Raw genomic sequence first — 18,871 nt, 5'->3', positions numbered from 1 at the left:
TCACGGTCGCATATTGCGGATCACCGCCCGTCGACCGACCAATGCGGCGGATCCGACAGCAGTTTCCTCACGCCGTAGCTTGTGCCGACCGTGTGCAGCGTCGCGTTATCGTTGCCGTTGCGTGGCTGGTCGATCGGCTGTGTCGCGCCGGCCGCGTCGACGATCTCGATCGGACCCGACCACGTTATCGTCATGTCGATCGCCAGCCCGGCGATATGGTTCGAGGTCAGCGACGGCTTGAAGCGGATCGCGAACAGCGCGACCATCTCGGCCGCCGCGGCGATCGAGCGGGTGTCGTCGCCGTGATCCCAGATAATGCCCGCCTCGGGCTCGTCGGGAACATCGGCGGGCGCGACCGCGCCGTGCGCAACCTGCCACGCATAGTGCATCAGCCACGCACGGATGCGGTTGCGCCGCGTCGAGGATATCCGCACGATCGTCCCAGCGTTCGCCAGCGCAGTCAGGAACCGAGTTACCTGCGCGGCGAAGGCCGGCGCGAGATCGGCGACCCGGTCGCTGTTGGGAAACCGCGCCTGGTTGCGGCGAAACCAGTCCGCCCCGCTCAGCTTGGCCGCCGCTTCCCGCGCGCGCGCCTGTTCGCGCAGCAGGTCCGAGGGCGATTGCTGCGCGAGCGCGGTCGCCAGATCGCCGCGGCTCGCGCTGCGCCCCATCACCCGCGACGCATAGGTCCGCATCGCGCGGCTGGTCGCACCGTCGAACACGCCATCGGTCCTGAGCGGCGTCATCGCCAGCGTGCTCGCGCGCAGGTTGAGCAGCCGCTGGAGTTCGGCGGTCTGGGCGGGCGTCGCGGCGGGTTCCCTGGCCATGGTCTATTCGATCCGCGCATCGAAGCCGGCGAGCGCTCGCAGCGCCGACCGGTCGCGGTGATGAATCCGCTTTAGCCGGGCGAGCGCCGCATCGGTGCCCGCGCACGTCGCGCGCATCCGCCGATCGAGCTCGGCCGCGCGCGCCGCATCATAGGGCTCCTCGCCCCTGAAATGGTCGCACTGCGTCCGCTTGGCAACGAATGCGCGAACGTCGGCGGGCATTCCCGCCGCCGCGCGTGGGTGCGCGCTGCACCCCGTGGCGAAGATCGCCGCAGCGACAATCCCCGACAGGAGCCGCACCCGCGTCATGCCGCCTCCACCGCCGCGCCGCTGGCTCTGGCGCCCGTGATCGCGCGTTTCACAGGCTCGCGGGCGCGAAAATCGTAGAGGAAGTCGCCGTCCGCGACCCGCATCGTGATCGCCGCCACCCGCTCGCCGCGCATCTGCCGCTCGAGCAGCGCCACCGACATCGCCGGCAGCATTGTGTTGGTCAGGATCGCATCGATCATCCGCCCGCCCGACGCCACTTCGGTACAGCGCGCGACTATGTGATCCACCACCGCCTGATCATAGTCGAGCGCGATATCGTGATTGTCGCGCACCCGCCGGACGATCCGGTCGAGCTGCAGGCCGACGATCCCCGTCAGCATCGCCGGGCTTAGCGGATAATAGGGCAGCACCAGCAACCGGCCGAGCAGCGCAGGCGGAAACACCTTGAGCAATTCGGGCCGCAGCGCGGTCGCGAGGCCCTCGGCCTCGGGCGCCATCTCCTCGTCCTCGGTCAGGCTCATGATCAGGTCGGTTCCGACGTTCGAGGTCAGCAGGATCACCGTGTTGCGGAAATCGATATGCCGCCCCTCGCTGTCGTTCATGAAGCCTTTGTCGAACACCTGGAAGAACATCTCGTGGACGTCGGGGTGCGCCTTCTCGACCTCGTCGAGCAGTACGACCGAATAGGGTCGCCGCCGCACCGCCTCGGTCAGCACGCCACCCTGGCCGTAACCGACATACCCCGCCGGCGCGCCCTTCAGCGTCGAGACGGTATGCGCCTCCTGGAACTCGCTCATGTTGATGACGATCATCGATTCGTCACCGGAGAACAGCAGTTCGGACAATGCGTGCGCGGTCTCGGTCTTGCCGACCCCCGACGGGCCGCAGAGCATGAAGACGCCGACCGGCTTGGACGGGTTGTCGAGCTTGGCGCGGCTGGTCTGGATGCGCTTGGCGATCGCCTCCATCGCGTGATCCTGACCGACCACGCGCGCCTTCAGCTTGTCGGCGACGGTCAGCACGCTGGCGATCTCGTCCTTGACCATCCGCCCGATCGGAATGCCGGTCCAGTCGCCGACCACCGCGGCGATCGCGTCGCCATCGACCACGCCGAACACCATCGGCGCATCGCCCTGCACCGCGCGCATAGCCGCCAGCGCCGCATCGAGCGGATCCGAGGGCGACTCATCGGTCAGCGCGTCGCGGGCCGCGCGCACGGCGTCGAGCGCATCCTTCTCCGCCGCCCATTTCGCCTCGACCGTCTCGACCTCGACGCACGCCGCGACGATCGCCTCGTCGAGTTCGCCCAGCCGATCGTCCTCGCGGTAGCGGCCGGTCGCCTCGCGCTCCACCACACCGCGCTCGACCTCGAGCAGTTCGAGCCGCCGCCGGCGATCCTCGACCGGCGCCGGCGTCGCGTGCTGTGACACCGCCACGCGCGCGCAGGCGGTGTCGAGCAGGCTTACCGCCTTGTCGGGCAACTGCCGCGCGGGAACATAGCGCTGCGACAGCGTCACCGCCGCCGCGACCGCCTCGTCGAGCACCACGACCTCGTGATGCGCCTCCATCATCGGCGCGACCGAACGCAGCATCGCGATCGCGGTATCGATCTCGGGTTCGCCGACATCGACCGTCTGGAAGCGCCGGGTGAGCGCCGGGTCCTTCTCGAAATACTGGCGATATTCGGCATAGGTCGTCGCCGCGATCGTCCGCAGCCGCCCCCGCGCGAGCGCTGGCTTTAGAAGGTTCGCGGCATCGCCGGTGCCCGCCTGCCCGCCCGCGCCGATCAGGCTGTGCGCTTCGTCGATGAACAGGATGACCGGCGTCTCGGACGTCTCGACCTCGTCGATCACCGCGCGCAGGCGCTTCTCGAACTCGCCCTTCACGCCGGCACCCGCCTGCATCAATGCGATGTCGAGCGAGCGCAGCGTCACGCCCTGCAACGCCGGCGGCACGTCGCCGTCGACGATCCGCCGCGCAAAGCCCTCGACCACTGCGGTCTTGCCGACCCCTGCCTCGCCGACCAGGATCGGATTGTTCTGCCGCCGCCGCAACAGCACGTCGACGACCTGACGGATTTCGGCGTCACGTCCGACGATCGCATCGATCTCGCCGTTCCGTGCGCGTGCGGTCAGGTCGATCGAATAAGCGGCGAGCGCTTCGCCGACCTTGCCGCTCGTAGGAGGAGAGCCTGCGCCGTCCTCGCCAGACACCGGCGCCTCGTCAGTCTCCGCCGAGGCGCCGACGATCGTCGCGAAATCCTCACCCAGTCGGTCGGCTTGCACCTTGCGCCATTCGCCGCTGATCGCGAACAGCGCGTTGCGCAGCGTCGGCGTGCGCACCATCGCATACAGCAGATGCCCGCTGCGCACGCGCCCGGCGCCGAACTGCAACGACGCATAGACCCAGCCACGCTCGATCGCTTCCTCGATCTGCGGCGCGAAGTCGGAGATCGCGCTCGCGCCGCGCGGTAGCGAGTCCAGCGCCGCGGTGACGTCGGCGGCAAGGCGCGCATCGTCGATCGCGAACGCGGCGCGGATCGCGGCGACGTCGTTACGCGGATCCTGCAACAGCACATGCACCCAGTGGACCAGCTCGACATACGGATTGCCGCGCATCTTGCAGAAGCTGGTCGCGGTCTCGATCGCCTTCCGCGTCGCGGTGTCGAGGCGGCCGAACAACGCGGTGCGGCTGATCTCGGTCATTACATTTCCCCCGTAGTCGATTGCGCAGTTTGTCTGCGTGATCCCGCGCGGCGCGTAAGCCGAGCGTCGCCGCGCACCCGGTCGCCCTGCCCCGGCGCCAGCCAGCCGGTCCAGCCGAGCCGCGCGCGTCCGTCAAGACGAGCGGGCCGCGCGTGGCGCTCCTCCATCTCGATCATAATATCCCATTCGAGATGGCTCGGCGCGAACGCATCGAGCGCCTCCGAGGCGATCCGAAATCGCTCGCCACCCGGCAGCAACGCCTCGAACTCGCGCAGCGAATTGGCACGCACCACGACGCGGAACGCATCCGACGCGACCCGCACCCGCTGACCGATCATCATGTCGGTGCCGAGCCCACTGAAGCCGCGCCCGAGCCGGCTCTGGTCGTCGCGCTCGACGTCGCGCCAACGCGGCTGATATTCGAGCACGGTGACGCGCTGGCGCAACAGATGGCTGAGCGCATCCTCAATCCCGACCGCACTGCGCCGCGACGCGAACAGCCCGGCGTAATGCAGCCGCGCGCGTGCCGGGAACGCGGCATTCTTCGCCACGCCCTCGCCCGCCCCGGTCAACTGCGCGAGATAGCGCGCGAACCGATCGTCGAGCGGACGATCCGCCTGCGCCGTCGGCTGCGAATCCGCCCAGACCCGGTAGAAGAGCTGCAACATCCGGTTGGCGAGCAGATCGAGCCACCGCCCGAACGGCCGCGTCTTGGCATAGCGGCTTTCGAACACCGCGAACTCCGTCAGATGCGCAGGGAGCGGCCCCATCGGCCCGGTCAGCCCGAGCCAGAAGCCGGACACGCGCGCACGGTCGCCGGTGACATCGACCGAATCCAGAGTCGCATCGGGAAACGCCAGCGTCGGCACCTGTGCCAGATCGGCGATGCTCTGCGACGGGCGCCGCGCATGGCCGATCCGCGGCAGATGCGGCGCGCGCGCCTCCGCCCCGCGCGCGATCGGGAACAACCCGAACCGGCGTGCATCGGCTGCCGCGTCCCGAAGGAAACTCAGATGGTGTGTTGGCGGCCTATCCTCGGCGGCCATTTGGCGAACTCCCCCTCGGTGGCACTGGTGAATTGAGTCTCGGTAAACGCATTGATGCTCGCAAATTCGGCCAGGAAGCGTTCGAGCACCGCGCCGAATAGGAACATCCGGCCCTTGTCGAACGCCGAATCGTCGAGCCTTACGGTGATCCGGTGACCGCGCGCGATCGCCATCCGGTCGAGCCCCGGCACCCGTCGCGCGACCTTGGTCGAATGGATCCCGAGCACGCCGTCGATCTGGCGACGCAACCCGGCATCGTCCTGCCAGCCGTACAGCGCGAGGTGATCGCGCAACACGTGCGGATCGTCGCCATCCTCGGGCGCCAGCGTCATGTAATTGGGGGTCAGATGCCCGATCACGCGCCAAGCCGCATCGCCGAGCCCAAGCGGTGGTCGCGGCCGGGTCGGCGCCCGCAACACCGTGACCGCACGCGCCGGCACCCCCGACACGACGAAGTTCGAATCGCCGCGGAATGTCAGCAACTCGGGAAGCTCGCGGTTGGTGACCAGCGCGCGAACGCCGAGTTCATGGACCTCGTCGAGCCGCGTCGCATCGCCCGGCGCGGTCAGGCTGACCCAGGTTTCGGTGCCGGTATATTCATGCCGTCGCCGCAACCGCTGTTCGCGCGTCGACAGCCGGCGCGGGCGCAGCTGCGTCGTGTAGAACAACGCCTCCTGCCAGTCGTAGAGCAGCGCGCCGAACGCATAGAGCGGCGCGACGGTCCGCGAATCCACCTTGTCGCGCGCATAGGCTTTGACGTCGAGGATCCGGAACACCTCGAAATCGAGCGGCCGCGTCCGATCCGGGACGACGTGATGCTCATGATCGAAGCGCGACACCTGGACGCGGCCGAGCTGCTTCTCGAACAGGTTGATCGCAGGTGTCGCGAACAGTTTGAAGTTGGCGGGTTCGAGCGCGTTGTTCAGCACCGGTGACGAACGCCCGAACAGGATCACGATGTCGCACGCGCGCGGCGACTGTTTGAACGCGCGCGCGAGATCCTTCAGGTCGACGAACAGGAAGCGTTCGGGACAGGCGAAATACTCAGCGAGCAACCGGTAGCCGCGGAAAGATCGCTGCTCGGACGGCAGCAAGGATTCGCTGTCGCCGAACCCGACCTGCTCGGGCTTGGGCAGTCGCACCCAGCCCTCAGGCCCCGCCGCCGCGTCTGCCGACCGGCCGATCACCGCCAAGGTCTCGCCGATGATCTGGCGGTACAGTTCAGCGGGCACCGCTTCCGATCCGGCAAGATAGATCGGCAACGACGCGGGCAGCACGGTCGGCAGGTCGAAGCCACCGGTCGCCTCGAACCGCAACCGCAACCCGGCTTCGGCGCGCACGCCCGTCGCCGAAACGAACGGCGCCACCGCTGCGCGGCTCGAGAGATATTCGACCTGCGTGATCTTCAACGGCCACATCGTCACGTCGTGGCCGGTGCGGAACTGCACCGGCGCGTTGGCGTGGTCCGCGGCGGTCGCGGTCATCTCTGTTCCGCGTGGCACCTTGTAGCCGTCGAGCAGGATCGGATCGCCGTCGCGCGGCTCGAACCCGGCGATGCAGATCGACGGCATCGGCGCGAGATAATGCGGCTGGATCGCGTGAAGCAGATGATGGGTGAATTCGGGGTACTGATCCGCCAGCTTCAGCTGGACGCGCGCGCCGAGGAACGCAACGCCCTCGAGCAATCGCTCCACATAGGGATCGGGATCGGTCGGCGTCTTGAGCCCGAGGCGCCCTGCGACCGCCTCGTGCTCCTGTCCAAACGCCACCGCCTCCTCGCGCAGATACGCGAGTTCGTCATTGTAAAATCGCAGCAGCCGCGGATCGATCCCGCCGCTCATCCGCGCCGCACCTGGAGATTATTCACGGACGTTCACCGCCGTCGTCTCCGCCTCGACCTCGGTACGGAACTTGACCGGCATCAACTGTGCCGCGGACGTGATGTCGCCCTGGATCACGAACGTCAGCGCGTGCGGCTGATCCGGATCCTCGACCGGCTCGACCGTCAGGCTGTCGTGGCGGATCCGCGGCTCGAACACGCGGATCGCCTTCCGCGTCTCCCGCGCGCGGGCCAGCACCGCGCGACGGTTGAGCGTCCGCCCCGCGAGATCGGTCAGCCCGTAGTTCAGCACCGAGGCGCGGACATGCGGATACGCTTCGAGGTCGACCAGCGATTCGAGGTTCGTCGTGTTCAGCAGCCAGGCGAGATCGCGGCGGATCGTCGCGCGTAAAGCGGTTTCGTTGAAGCGTTCGAGCTTGGGCACCGAATAATGCCGGAATTTCTCACGGGCGATATCGGGGGCGTCGTCGCTCATGTCGCGCATCCCCGATATCTCTAGATCGGCAACCAGCTTGTCGAACAGGGTCGGCGTCAGGCGCTGTGTTACGGCCATGACGGATCAGGCGAAGACGAGCGCGCGCAGCGACAACAGGCCGCGCTCGTCGCCGTTCGACAGCGACCAGAGATGCTGCCCGACGCCGACCGATCCCGACGCGTCGTCCTGCCAAGTGGTCGACCGTCCAAGCCATTCGTCAGGATCACCGATCAACTCGGTGCCCGGATAGCGCGCCGGCAACAGCGCGGCAACCGACTGGCCGGTCCGGAACGTGATCTGTACCGGATACCAGATCAGGTCGCGAAGATCCTGGGGGCCTTCGCTCACGATCCGCTCGATCCGATCGAACGCCTGCAACCCGTATCGTCCGCCGATGATCGCCTCGAAACAGGGCCCGAAACGGCCGTCGGTATCGGAGATCCAATCGAACGCTACTCCGTCGAGCGTCCCGGCGGTGTCCGGCGCGACATCGAACGCAGCGTCTCGCGCCGCTTCACCATCCGCGATGCGCCCTTGGCCGAAATGCTGGAGTGCCTCGATCACGCCCTGCACCCAGCCGGACGCTACATGCTGGGTCGCGAGCATTCGACCGGCGAACACGTCGGCGCGCTCGCGCTCCGCGGCGATCGCCTGCCCATACACGACCGACAGCATCTGTGCCTCGGGCGATATCTTGGCCAGCGCGTCGAGTTGAATTCTTGCCTTGTCCCACTCGCCGGCCAGCGCCAGCAGCTGGAACAGGAACATCCGCGCCGACGCATCGCCGGGGGACGACCGAACGACCTCGACGAGCGCGCGTCGCGCACCGTCGAGGTCGCCCGATTTCAGGAGGTGGTCCGCATCGCGCATCATCCGCTCCACGGACGTCTCCTCGATCTTCAAGCTCAACCGGCTTCGTTCTGCCGGATGTCGTAATAGGCCGTGACAACGCCGCCGTCCTTGCCGCCCTGCGCGTTCTGCGCCTGATAGTCGAACGTGACCTTCGCACAGTTGAACGTCACCGATTCCATGATCGAATCGCCGCCCGACGAGCCCGAATTATGGATGTCGGAGACGATGATGTCTTCGAGCTTGATCTTGTAATAGGTCAGCGGATTGGAGCCATCGCCTGCCTTCTGCGAATAGATGACGGCTTCCTTGATGTGCTTGCCCGACGCGCACGCCTTGAAAAGCATCGGCGACGACTTGTCGACCTGCTTCTGAATGCGGATGTCAGAGATCTCTGCCTTGCCCGAGCCGCCGCCGGCGCCGCCGGTGTGGAAAGAGCCCTGCTGGACCGCACCGAAGTCGAACGAGATGATGTCGATCTCGTCCTGGTGGTTCTTCTTGCGCGATTCGCCGTTTACGCCGTCAATCTTCAAGAACAGATCTACTGCCATGATACTTCTCCCACATCATGAAAACCGCCATCGCCACACCTTGCGACGATGGCCAGATTTGGCTCAGCCGGAAGTCTTGGGAAGCCTGGAAACCATGCTGAGTGCGATGTCCATGCCTTCCAGCTGATAGTGCGGCACGAACATGAACTTCCCAAGATAATAGCCCGGATTGCTTTCGTCCGGGATCACGTCGATCGCGGCGTTCTTGAGCGGCAGCCGCGCCTTCGTCTCTTCGCTCGACGTCGATGGTGAGCCGTCGACATATTGCAGGACCCAGTTGTTCAGGTCGCGCTTGAGCTGATCCGCTTCGCGCGTGCCGCCAACCCAGTCGCGCACCATGCATTTCAGGTAATGCGCAAAGCGGCAGCTGGCGAAGATATACGGCAACCGCGCCGACAGATTGGCGTTGGCGGTCGCATCGGCCAGTTCGTAGTTCTTCGGCCGGTGCAGCGTCTGCGCGCCGATGAACGTCGCCTGGTCGGTGTTCTTGCGGTGGATCAGCGCCATCAGCCCCGCGCTCGACAGCTCGGCCTCGCGGCGGTCCGAGATCGCGATCTCGGTCGGGCATTTCAGGTCGATGCCGCCATCGTCGGTCGGGAAGGTCGCGGTCGGCAGATCCTGCACCGTCCCCCCCGATTCGACGCCGCGGATCCGCGTGCACCAGCCATAGGTGGTGAATGCCTCGGTGATCCGCGTTCCCATCGCATAGGCGGCGTTCAGCCAGAGATGCTTGTCGTGCGACCCGGTCGAGCTTTCCTCGAAATCGAACTCGTCCACCGGCTCGGTCTTTGCGCCATATAGCGGCCGGCCGAGGAAGCGTGGCATCGCCAGCGCCATGTAGCGACTGTCCTCCGAAGCTCGGAAGGACCGCCAGGCGGCATAGTCGGTCGCGTCGAACAGCTTGCCGAGATCTCGTGGGTTCGACAGTTCGGTCCAGCTCTCCATGCCGAGCAGCGACGGTGCCGCCGCGGCGATGAACGGCGAATGTGCCGCCGATCCGATCCGTGCGAGCCCCTTCATCACCTCGAGATCCGGCGCACTATGGTCGAACGTGTAGTCGCACACGAACGCGCCGTAGGGCTGACCTCCGAGCTGGCCGAATTCGGACTCGTAGATCTTCTTGAACAGCGGGCTCTGGTCCCACGCGGCGTCGCGGAACTGGCGGAACATCTTGCGACATTCCTCCTTCGACATGTTCATCACACGGATCTTCATGTCCTTGCCCGTCGACGTGTTCATGACGAGATAGTGAAGACCGCGCCACGCCGATTCCAGCTTCTGGAATTCGGGGTCGTGGATGATCGCATTGATCTGTTCGCTGAGCTTGGCGTCGATCGCCGCACGCATCGCATCGACCGTGGCGAACACGTCGCCGCCGATGATCGCCGCATTCGACAGCGCCTGCTGCGCCAGCGTCTGGACGGCCTGCTCGATCCGCGTCTGCCGCGCGGCATCGGCTGGCTTGAACTCCTTTTGCAGAAGCGCCGAAAATTCGTCTAGCGCGACCTCTTCGCCGTGCGGCTGAGATGGGGTCTGCTGAAGCGCTTCTTGCGCCATATCCTCGTTCCAATCCGCTTTGAGTTTATGCGTATGCGGGGTTTGCGCTTATCCGGCGCCGTCGGTCGGCGCATCCGGCGTGACGTCGGCCGCCTCGCGCGCCTTCGCCTGCTTGGCTGCGGACAGTGCGGCGAGAAGGTCGGGATCCTTCAGCACCTTGTCGAGCAGTTCCTGCGCGCCGTTCTTACCGTCCATGTACGACAGCAGATCCTCGAGCTGAGTCCGCGCCTCGAGCAGCTTGGCGAGCGGCTCGACGTTGCGCGCGACCTGGCCCGGCGAGAAATCCTCCATGCTGCGGAACGTTAGGTCGACCGCGAGCTTGCCGTCGCCGCTCAGCGAGTTGTCGACCGCGAACGCAGCGCGCGGCGCGATCGCCTCCATCCGCTGGTCGAAATTGTCCATGTCGAAATCGACGAAGTCGCGCTGGTCGGTCGCCTTGCGCTCGACATGGCTCTTGCCCGACAGATCGGACATCACGCCCATCACGAACGGTAGCTCGACTTTCTGCCGCGCTCCGTAGGTCTCGACCTCATACTCGATATGGACGCGAGGCGCCCTGTTCTCACGAATGAAACGCTGCCCGCTCTTGATCGCCATTCCCCGTCCTTCTTGCTTCAGACTTGCAGCTTTAAAGCTTTGAACCCTCTATTTCGCTCCATGTCGAACGAAAAGGAGTGTCGTTTTTATAGTTTATACGTCTTTACCAACTCGACGCGCCGCCTTCATCCACGCGTGCAAGTAGCACTGTACCGGCATCCGCGACGCTGTTCGGCGCGATGTCCTTGATAATGGCCATGAAATCCATTCCGATCCAGCCACGGACCCGCCGCAGTGCGACCGGTATCGGGCTGGAGGGTTCGCGACGCTGGTAGTAGTCGCTTATCGCATCCAATGCCCGCATCACGTCCTCTCGGCTCTCGACACGACCCGCACCGCCGCCTTTCGTCGACGGTGCACCCACGTCGTCGGTCGCGATCTCGGCCGCATCGGCGACGATCGGTTCGTCAACGCCGGCGTGGGGAGCGACCGCACGTCGAATGGCCGCCAGCGCCTCGAACGTCGGGGTGAAGTTCGTGCCGGTCTGGTCGACCGCCGCCGCCTCGCGGGTCAGGACGGAATCCGCCCGCCGGATCGAGGCCTCGATGCCGTCGAGGCGTCCGAGGACCGCTTCCAGGACGTCGAGCGGGGTGTCGTTGAGCGCTGCCCGGAACAGACCGTAGCCCTCTGCCGAATCTCCATCCCGTGCGAACCGTGCGAAGTCCTCGCCGGAATAGCTCCCCAGGCGAGGGTGCGTCACTAGGACGGTTCGCTGGAGTGGTCCTAGGAATTCCGCGATCCGCGTCAGCGACTCGCACGGCCCCTTCCGTCCCTGGATCCCGTACTCGTCCAACGTAGGGTGCACGCTGTCCCAGTAGCGATCGAAGAGTCCCGCGAGCATCGCACACCCGGTCTCCACGGTCTCCAGCGATCCCGTCTTCGTGCCCGCACGTGCAAGATAGACCGCGAGCCATACGTCCTTCGTGCGCCGGCTCTGGGCTTCGATCAGTCCTACTGTGTCACGCCAGTCCACCGTCTCGGAGACGTCGTCCGCCACGGAAGCGACTTCGAAGGCTTCCTCGATCCGTTGACGCTCGGCGTCATAGGAAAGGTCGGCCCCGGCGGGCGCGTCATCGGAGACGGGTTCGAGAAGATCTTCGACCGTCATTCAGGGCTCCGTGCCAGCATGCTACGTTACACGTGCTTGTTCGATGGGGACAGATCGCAGCCTGCGCGTTACCGAACCAGCTCGGCTTCCACGCGACGGTTGGCGGGATCGGCCGGAGCGTGGCCCGGGAGCGGCACACTGGCGCCGAACCCGCGCGTCACCAGACGCGAGCGATCGACGCCCTGCGATGCCAGGAAGTCCGCAACGGCTTGAGCACGTTGCGCCGAAAGCGACGTGTTGAGCGCCTGGCTGCCTCGCGAGTCCGTGTGACCTTCGATCCGGAAACGCATTCCGATGAGTTCCGGGCGGACAAGCGACTGGGCGAAGACCCGCGCCGACGCGAGACCCTGACGGCTGATCTTTGCGGAATTGAGGTCGAAGCCGATCATCAGGTCGGCGCGGCGCTGCCCAAGGGATTCGATGTTCGCCGCCGCGGTAGCGGTGACGCCGGCGGCACGCGATCCCGCGACCTCCGACCCAGACGGCGCGCGCCAAGCCGGACGACGGCCTGGGCGGGGCGCCTTGACCGTCGACGGACGCACATAGGACGAAGTGGAGACCCGGGCGGATGACGGTTTGCTTGCTGTCACAGCTTCACCCGCCGGACGTGCCAACCGGAAGCCCCGCGTCGCCGGTGCATCTCGCGTTTCCGCGACCGTATCCTCGGTGCTTGCCTCACACTTTCCGGCAAACGTGCAGAGGTAGCCTTCAACGCTGGGAGCGGGCTTCGCCGCGTTCTGCGCCGCCAATGGAGTCGCAGCCGCCATGATGCTGGCTGCCATTACGCTGGCTCTGTGAAACCGCATGCCTAACTCTCCCGAGAAGTCGCGTCCGGATGTGTCTGCGTCAATTCAGGCGTCGGTGTACGAACAATGCTGACGCATCGCAAGGCGCGATGGTTAACAGTCCGAGACGAGATTTGTCGGCTGCCACGACAACTCTTATCGGGCGCCTGCCCTCTTTCATCGTCATCGCCGCAATGGTTCAATGCTCATGAAACGAAGCGATCCTCGCGTGGCGCTGGACTTCGATGCGGCGTCACGTAGGTTGAACTACGTCGGCGAGAGGCCAACGCGGCATGGATTTGGGAAAGCGGCATGAGTGACCAACACTGGCCGGATGCGCTGGGTCGGATAAACACCAGCAACAGCGCTGGCGTATATTATAAAAATTACTCGGATACGGCCGGCGCGAACAGGATCAGCGAGCGAGCTCCTGGTTATAAGGCCAGTCTGAGCATCATGGCTTCGTCCAGAAGAAAGGTTCTGGTCACCCTGAACTTCTTTGCCTTGTCCGGCTACGGCTTTACCCCGACTGCGGGCGAGATGCAGCGAGGCAAGGATACGCTGGTCGATCAGGTCCGGTCGCTGTGGAACCAGCGCAGGTTGAGACTGACATTGTTCGCGCTGGACGAGCGAGGACGGCCTACCGGCGTGTCCCGCAGCCTGGATGTAGAGTTTCGGATCAGATGGACCCGGTCGATGGCGAGCGCCGATTACGTCCTGTGCGTGTACCCGACGCAGAACGATGTTCCCATGGTCCCAGGTAGGACCGACCGGCCGCCGTTCGTCATGTCCGGCGCCTTCACCCAATCGCACAGGATCGAGATGCACATCGCGGCGACCGAGCCGGCGTGGACGTTTAGTCATGAATTCGGTCACTGCATCGGACTGCCCGACGAATACAGCAGCCCCGGTGTCGGCTATTTCAAGCCGGACGGGCGCGAGGGCCTGTTGCTCCAGCGGCCGGACGCCTTCATCCCCGCCAACCGGCAAGGCGGTGTCACTTCAGGCCGCCGCAATCTGGACCTCAGGACGGAGATGAGTACGAACCCAAACAGCAACCTTTTGCCACGACATTTGTGGCCGACCGCGATCGAAGTAAGAAGGCTGGTCAATCGGTTGTCGCAAAGCACCAAATTTGGTGTCGACGTGAACTTTTCGCGATGAAGGACGCACCGGCGATGAAGACCTTCCTGCTGTGCTTGATCGCGCTGACAGCGTGCGGCTCAACTGATGACCGCTCCGACGTAGACCTTCCCAACAACGCGGTACGCCCTGATGCGGCGAGTCCGCGACCGAGCGATGACACGCTCCAAACGTCTGGTACGGCCAGCAGCAGTCTGCCGGCGAAATACGTGAAAGCTCTGTCGTGCAACTTCGACCAGAACCCCATCGCTGCCGTGCAGACCTATCACACGACGGCGGCGGGCCGGGCCGAGCGAGCGCACGACGTGACGCTGCTCAAGGCGCTAGGCTTTACTCGGGAGGCGCGCGACGGTGATTTGATGAGCGTCGGGGGTAAAATCCCGGCACCCTCCGGCCTGAACGTTCTCGGCCTGCCTGTCCGGTCGTTGGAACTCAACGGCATGATCGGCGACGCGAACGCGATGTACGTTACCGTCTTCGACGACGGTGTCACCGTGGACGATGTCGTCAAGGCCGCCCGTCTGAAGATGGATCTCCAATCCTACAGGAAGTACAAGATCCGCCACTACGGCAGAGAGGTTGCCAGCGCCCCCACTACGCAACTCTATCTGGACGACAGAGGCGGCGGCAATGCCAAGCTTGTATGCCAGATCAAGGGTACTCCGGACTGACCAGGCTTGTTGATGGCCCGCGGGGGAAAGCTGCCGGTGTCTGGAGTTTCGTGACCGCATTGATAGCGATCTCGTGCGACAACCTGTGGTGCGTTTCCCTCGCGTAACGTCATCCGAAGTAGTTCGAAACTGCCGCTATCCAAGCTGAGGAACGTTCCCTCCAAAATCAGGCCGCCTCAGATTGCTTGTGACCCAGAGTCCCGACGATACTGATGTACGTCCGAAGCCCGGGGGCGCTCAGTCCGCATTCGGAAATCTTGGGATTGATCCATTCGGCGATGTAGGTATCTATTCGTGCTCCGCCTGCAACGGGCCGTTCGAAAGGCGAGGAAGACCGATGGCTTCGGGCGCTCCATCCCGTTTAACCCAGATGTCTATAGACGTGGGCGACGAACAGGTCGTGCTCGAGCGCATCGACAGCGTCGAGACGCTCAGTCGACCGTTCTCGATTACGGCGGATATCATTTCGCCGCTCGAGATCGACCTGCAGCCTCATCTCGGCAAGCCGACCGCGCTGGCAGTGCTGGAAGACAACCAGGTCGTGCGTCGTTTCCACGGGCTGATAACGTCGGCCGCCTATGACCGCGAGAGCACGAGCGGACATCATTATCGGCTGACGCTGCAGCCCTGGACTTATTTTCTGGCGCAGAACCGCGACATGGCGATCTTCCAGGATCTGACCGTGATCCAGATAATCAAGCAGGTCACCGAAGCCGCGGGCATCTCCGACATCGAGTATTCTCGCCTCTCGCGGACCCGAATTCCGCGCGCCTATTGCGTGCAGTATAGGGAAAGCGACTTTGCGTTCATCTCGCGCCTGATGGAAGAGGAAGGGATCTACTACTTCTTCCGTCACGACGCCGAGCGCCATGTGATGATCCTGTGCGAAGGGCCGAAATGCCACCTCGCCGGCGACCCTGCGGCGCTCGAATTCAACCAGAACGCGGTGTCGGTGTTCGCCTCCGAATCGAAAGAGCGCTTCGCGAAACCCGCGTCGCACCTCCAGACCTGGACCGAGCGCGTCTCGACCGGTGCAGAATCGCGCGTCACCTACCGCGACTTCGACTTTGAATCGCCCGATCAGCCGCTCGCTGCAGTCCACGATGCCGAGGGTTCACACCCGCGCGACGACCGCGAGGTGTTCCACTATCCCGGCCGCTACACGCGCGAGAAGACCGGCCGCGAGGATCAACAAAAGACCGGCCAGGAACGCAGCCAGACCGTCCTGGACGGACTGCGCGCCGGGCGTCGCGTGTTTACCGGCACGTCGCAGGCGGCGGGGCTGGCCTGCGGTACACTTGTAAACGTCACCAAGCATCCGGCGGCGAGGATGAACGCCGCGTACATGGTCACGTCGACCTATCACAGCATCGCCGCGGAGACCTATCGATCTGGCAAGCAGGGCGACGAACTGTCGTTCAACGTCCGCTTCGACGCGATCCCCGCGGACACGACCTATCAGGCGATCCAGTCGACCCCGCGTCCGGTGGTCCAAGGACTCGAATCCGCGGTGGTTACGGGGCCTTCCGGCGAGACGATCTACACCGACGAATATGGCCGGGTGAAGGTCCGCTTCCATTGGGACCGCAAGGATACGCCGGGCGAGAAGTCGACCTGCTGGATCCGCGTGTCGCAGACCGGCGGGCTCGGCAATCTGATCTTGCCGCGCGTCGGCCACGAAGTGCTTGTCGATTTCCTCAACGGCGACCCCGACCGCCCCCTCGTGGTCGGACGCGTGTTCAACAGATCGAACATGCCGGTCTATGCGCTGCCCGCGAACAAGACGCGCGTACTGTGGCGGACGCTCCGCTATGGCCAGGCAGGGGCGTATCCCAATGCTCGGCCGCTCGACACCGGCGCGCCGGGCGCCAACGAGATGCGGTTCGAGGACAAGGGCGGCCAGGAGGAAATCTTCGTCCACGCCGAGCGCGACATGAACACGCGCGTGCGGTTCGACGAAACGCATCACGTCGGCCACAACCAGGGCGAAGTCGTCGGGTACGATCGCACTGCCGAGGTCGGCAACGACGAGACGGTCAGGGTCGTCCACAACCGCAAGACCACGATCGGCGATCACGACAAGCTGATCGTAGGCAAGACTCTGGAGATCAGCGCGACCGACAGCATCCTGCTGAAGGTCGGCCAGTCGCACGTCTTCATCACGCCGACGGGAATCAGCATGACCGCCGACACCGTGTCAATCCACGGCAAGGTGAACGCCATCTTCCGCGGCATGGATACGCTGGTGAAGGCCGGGGCCAATCTGATCCTTAAGGGCGCACAGACGCTCATTAATCCATGACCCGCTGGCCGATCGTGAAACTGACCCAGGCGCGCCAGGTGTTCGTGCTGATGGACGTCGACGAGGATGACCTTCCGCCCGCCGCGGACGATCTCCATGCTGGCTATGACGCGCTGCGTGGCAGCGACGCCCCGGCCGATGCGCTCGACTATATCGCGCACGCGCTACCGCGTCTGGAGGCGGTCGCCTGGGCAGCACGATGCCTGCACGATCATGCCCGCGATCACAGCCTGCCGATCCACGATCAGCTCGCGCTGGATTATGCGATGCGCTGGATCGACGAGCCGAGCGATGCCAATCGTCGCGCAACCCATGCCGCGGCGGAAGCCGCCCGACACCGCAGCCCGGAACGCATGCTGGGGATGGCGGTGTTCTATTCGGGCGGCTCAATCGCGCCGATCCAGGCCGCCCCCGTCCTTGCGCCGTCAGAGGCCTGCCTGCGCTATGCGGCCGGCGCGGTGAAGGCCTCAGCCTATCGCAGCGGCACGCCCGGTACCGCATTGGCCGAGGCACTCGTCCTCGCCGAACAGGTTGCTGAACGCGGGGTCGAGGCGCTGGCAAGACCATGACGCTGACCTTGACGATCGGTAATGTCGCACGGCTCGACAATGGCATGCCGACCGAGTTCGTGCTCAGTCGTCGTGGCGCGGTCGTCGGTCGCGCCGCATCGTGCGACTGGAGCCTGCCCGATCCGCGCAACCACATCTCGTCGCGTCATTTCGAGATCATCTTCGACGGCAGCGGCTATATCCTGACCGATGTCAGCACTAATGGCACGTATCTGAACGGCGCATCCACGCGCCTGCCCGCACCACACCGGCTTGCGCACGGCGACGTGGTGCAGATCGGCCATTACGAGATTGCCGCACGGCTCACGGGCGACGGCGCCTCGACCGCGGCGGAGGCTGCCGCGCTGCCAAAGTCGGCTGAATGGCGTGGCTGGGACGACGGGTTCGCCCAGGCACCCGAGGCTGGGCCCGCGCCCGATCCCTATGGCGCGTCGGGATACGGTGCCGCACAGCATTGGGACAGCACGCCGGCACCGGCGGCGGCCGTATCGAGCGGACGGTGGCAGCCGCAGATCGGTCCTGGCCTCGCACGGCAGGAACCGCATAAGTCGCCGACACCGCTTGCGTCGCCTCACGCCACGGGTGGTGGCTGGCACGCGATGCAGGCCGCGCCCGGCGCGCCGGTCGCCTCGGCCTGGACCGCGCACGTTCCCGCACCCGACCCGGCATCGGACTGGTCGAGTGCAGCCCCTGACCGCCCCGCCGCCCCCTCGCCAGACGACGTCTGGGGTCGGATCGCGGAAGGCAATGTGGTCGATTGGGCGAGAGGCGGGTTCGGCCAGCCGGTCGAGTCAACGTCCGACCCACTCGGCCTGGCGCGTCCCGCGGCACGCGATGCGCTCCCTGTCGCGGCGCCCCAAATGATCCCATCGGGATGGGACGCACCGTCGTCGAGCCCCGCCCCTGCCACTTCCGCACCGTCTGCGCCGCCTGCATTTCAGCCGCGAGAAAACATCGTCGCCTTCCTGACCCAGACTGGCTTGAGTGAGAATCAGGTGACCGACGAGCCCGGCATTGTACTGGCACGAAGCGGCCGCCTGCTGCGTCGGCTCGTCGCTGGGCTGGTCGTCATGGTCGAGGCCCGCGCTCGTGCGAAGGCGCAGTTAGGCGCGGAGATGACCGCTTTCACGCCCGAGGGCAACAACCCGATCAAGTTCGCGCGCTCGCCCGAAGAAGCGATGGCGATGCTGCTCAATCCGCCCCAACGCGGCTTCATGGACGCTGAAAACGCCATCGAAGACGCGTATGTCGATCTGCAATCCCACCAGATGGCGACGATCCGCGCCATGCAGGGCGCCTTGCGGGCGACGCTTGACCGTTTCTCCCCGACCGCGATCCGCGCGCGAGCCGAGTCGAAAGGACTGCTCGAGCGGATACTACCCGGAGCCCGCGACGCGGCGCTATGGCAGGCGTACGAACGAGAGTTCGGCGGCGTCGCGCACGGTTCCGATGAGGCGTTCATGGACGTGTTCGCCAAGGAATTCCGGGAAGCCTACAACGCGCAGGCGAAACGGCCACCACCATGATCATGCCGGATACGCCAAACATATGGACAGCCGTCCAAAATTTCGGTGAA

At 65.2% G+C, this 18,871-nt stretch carries 17 protein-coding genes; 5 read left to right on the top strand and 12 right to left on the bottom strand.

Annotated elements, in window-relative coordinates:
* Positions 1-20: 20 nt before the first annotated feature.
* The 12 genes from BM244_RS21510 to BM244_RS23705 form a co-directional block, all read right to left on the bottom strand.
* A complete protein-coding gene (locus BM244_RS21510) occupies positions 21-827 on the bottom strand; it encodes a hypothetical protein (protein WP_093400962.1) in 807 nt (268 codons plus the stop codon).
* Between the two features lie 3 nt (positions 828-830).
* Positions 831-1,136, bottom strand: coding sequence for a hypothetical protein (locus BM244_RS21505; RefSeq protein WP_093400961.1), 306 nt, complete (start codon positions 1,134-1,136; stop codon positions 831-833).
* On the bottom strand, positions 1,133-3,802 hold the full coding sequence (tssH, locus tag BM244_RS21500) for a type VI secretion system ATPase TssH (RefSeq protein WP_093400960.1): 2,670 nt from the start codon (positions 3,800-3,802) through the stop codon (positions 1,133-1,135). The genes BM244_RS21505 and tssH overlap by 4 nt, the downstream gene beginning before the upstream one ends.
* Positions 3,802-4,848 (bottom strand): type VI secretion system baseplate subunit TssG, encoded by a 1,047-nt coding sequence (tssG, locus tag BM244_RS21495; RefSeq protein WP_093400989.1) that lies wholly within the window; start codon positions 4,846-4,848, stop codon positions 3,802-3,804. The genes tssH and tssG overlap by 1 nt, the downstream gene beginning before the upstream one ends.
* Positions 4,812-6,689: a type VI secretion system baseplate subunit TssF gene (gene tssF, locus BM244_RS21490; protein WP_093400959.1), complete on the bottom strand. Its 1,878-nt coding sequence runs from the start codon at positions 6,687-6,689 to the stop codon at positions 4,812-4,814. Before tssF ends, tssG begins: the two co-directional genes overlap by 37 nt.
* Positions 6,690-6,707: 18 nt before the next feature.
* Positions 6,708-7,241 (bottom strand): type VI secretion system baseplate subunit TssE, encoded by a 534-nt coding sequence (tssE, locus tag BM244_RS21485; protein WP_093400958.1) that lies wholly within the window; start codon positions 7,239-7,241, stop codon positions 6,708-6,710.
* 6 nt (positions 7,242-7,247) lie between these two features.
* Positions 7,248-8,072 carry a type VI secretion system accessory protein TagJ gene (locus tag BM244_RS21480; protein ID WP_254784740.1) on the bottom strand — a complete coding sequence of 275 codons (825 nt, stop codon included), beginning with the start codon at positions 8,070-8,072 and terminating at the stop codon, positions 7,248-7,250.
* Positions 8,069-8,563: an Hcp family type VI secretion system effector gene (locus tag BM244_RS21475; RefSeq protein ID WP_060525594.1), complete on the bottom strand. Its 495-nt coding sequence runs from the start codon at positions 8,561-8,563 to the stop codon at positions 8,069-8,071. The genes BM244_RS21480 and BM244_RS21475 overlap by 4 nt, the downstream gene beginning before the upstream one ends.
* A gap of 63 nt (positions 8,564-8,626) precedes the next feature.
* Positions 8,627-10,120, bottom strand: coding sequence for a type VI secretion system contractile sheath large subunit (gene tssC / locus BM244_RS21470; RefSeq protein ID WP_093400957.1), 1,494 nt, complete (start codon positions 10,118-10,120; stop codon positions 8,627-8,629).
* Positions 10,121-10,168: 48 nt separating this feature from the next.
* The gene (gene tssB / locus BM244_RS21465; protein WP_093400956.1) at positions 10,169-10,717 is read right to left on the bottom strand and encodes a type VI secretion system contractile sheath small subunit; all 549 of its coding nucleotides are present in this window, start codon (positions 10,715-10,717) and stop codon (positions 10,169-10,171) included.
* 103 nt (positions 10,718-10,820) lie between these two features.
* On the bottom strand, positions 10,821-11,825 hold the full coding sequence (gene tssA, locus BM244_RS21460; protein WP_093400955.1) for a type VI secretion system protein TssA: 1,005 nt from the start codon (positions 11,823-11,825) through the stop codon (positions 10,821-10,823).
* 68 nt (positions 11,826-11,893) lie between these two features.
* A complete protein-coding gene (locus tag BM244_RS23705; protein ID WP_254784738.1) occupies positions 11,894-12,631 on the bottom strand; it encodes an OmpA family protein in 738 nt (245 codons plus the stop codon).
* 291 nt (positions 12,632-12,922) lie between these two features.
* Between BM244_RS23705 and BM244_RS21450 the strand changes: the two genes are divergently transcribed.
* The 5 genes from BM244_RS21450 (at position 12,923) to tagH (ending at position 18,821) form a co-directional block, all read left to right on the top strand.
* On the top strand, positions 12,923-13,774 hold the full coding sequence (locus BM244_RS21450) for a hypothetical protein (RefSeq protein ID WP_093400954.1): 852 nt from the start codon (positions 12,923-12,925) through the stop codon (positions 13,772-13,774).
* On the top strand, positions 13,771-14,424 hold the full coding sequence (locus BM244_RS21445; protein WP_093400953.1) for a hypothetical protein: 654 nt from the start codon (positions 13,771-13,773) through the stop codon (positions 14,422-14,424). The genes BM244_RS21450 and BM244_RS21445 overlap by 4 nt, the downstream gene beginning before the upstream one ends.
* Before the next feature lie 370 nt (positions 14,425-14,794).
* Complete coding sequence (locus tag BM244_RS21440) at positions 14,795-16,726, top strand: type VI secretion system Vgr family protein (protein ID WP_175518359.1); 1,932 nt, start codon at positions 14,795-14,797, stop codon at positions 16,724-16,726.
* The gene (locus BM244_RS21435) at positions 16,723-17,295 is read left to right on the top strand and encodes a DUF6931 family protein (protein ID WP_093400951.1); all 573 of its coding nucleotides are present in this window, start codon (positions 16,723-16,725) and stop codon (positions 17,293-17,295) included. The genes BM244_RS21440 and BM244_RS21435 overlap by 4 nt, the downstream gene beginning before the upstream one ends.
* Entirely contained in the window at positions 17,292-18,821 is a 1,530-nt protein-coding gene (gene tagH, locus BM244_RS21430) for a type VI secretion system-associated FHA domain protein TagH (protein WP_093400950.1), read from the top strand. The genes BM244_RS21435 and tagH overlap by 4 nt, the downstream gene beginning before the upstream one ends.
* The last annotated feature ends 50 nt before the right edge of the window (positions 18,822-18,871 follow it).

Origin of the sequence: Sphingomonas sp. OK281 (assembly GCF_900115295.1) — a bacterium.
In the GTDB taxonomy this organism is placed as follows: Bacteria; Pseudomonadota; Alphaproteobacteria; order Sphingomonadales; family Sphingomonadaceae; genus Sphingomonas.
Note: the sequence above shows the minus strand (reverse complement) of the source record. Positions and strands in the feature narration are given on the sequence as shown.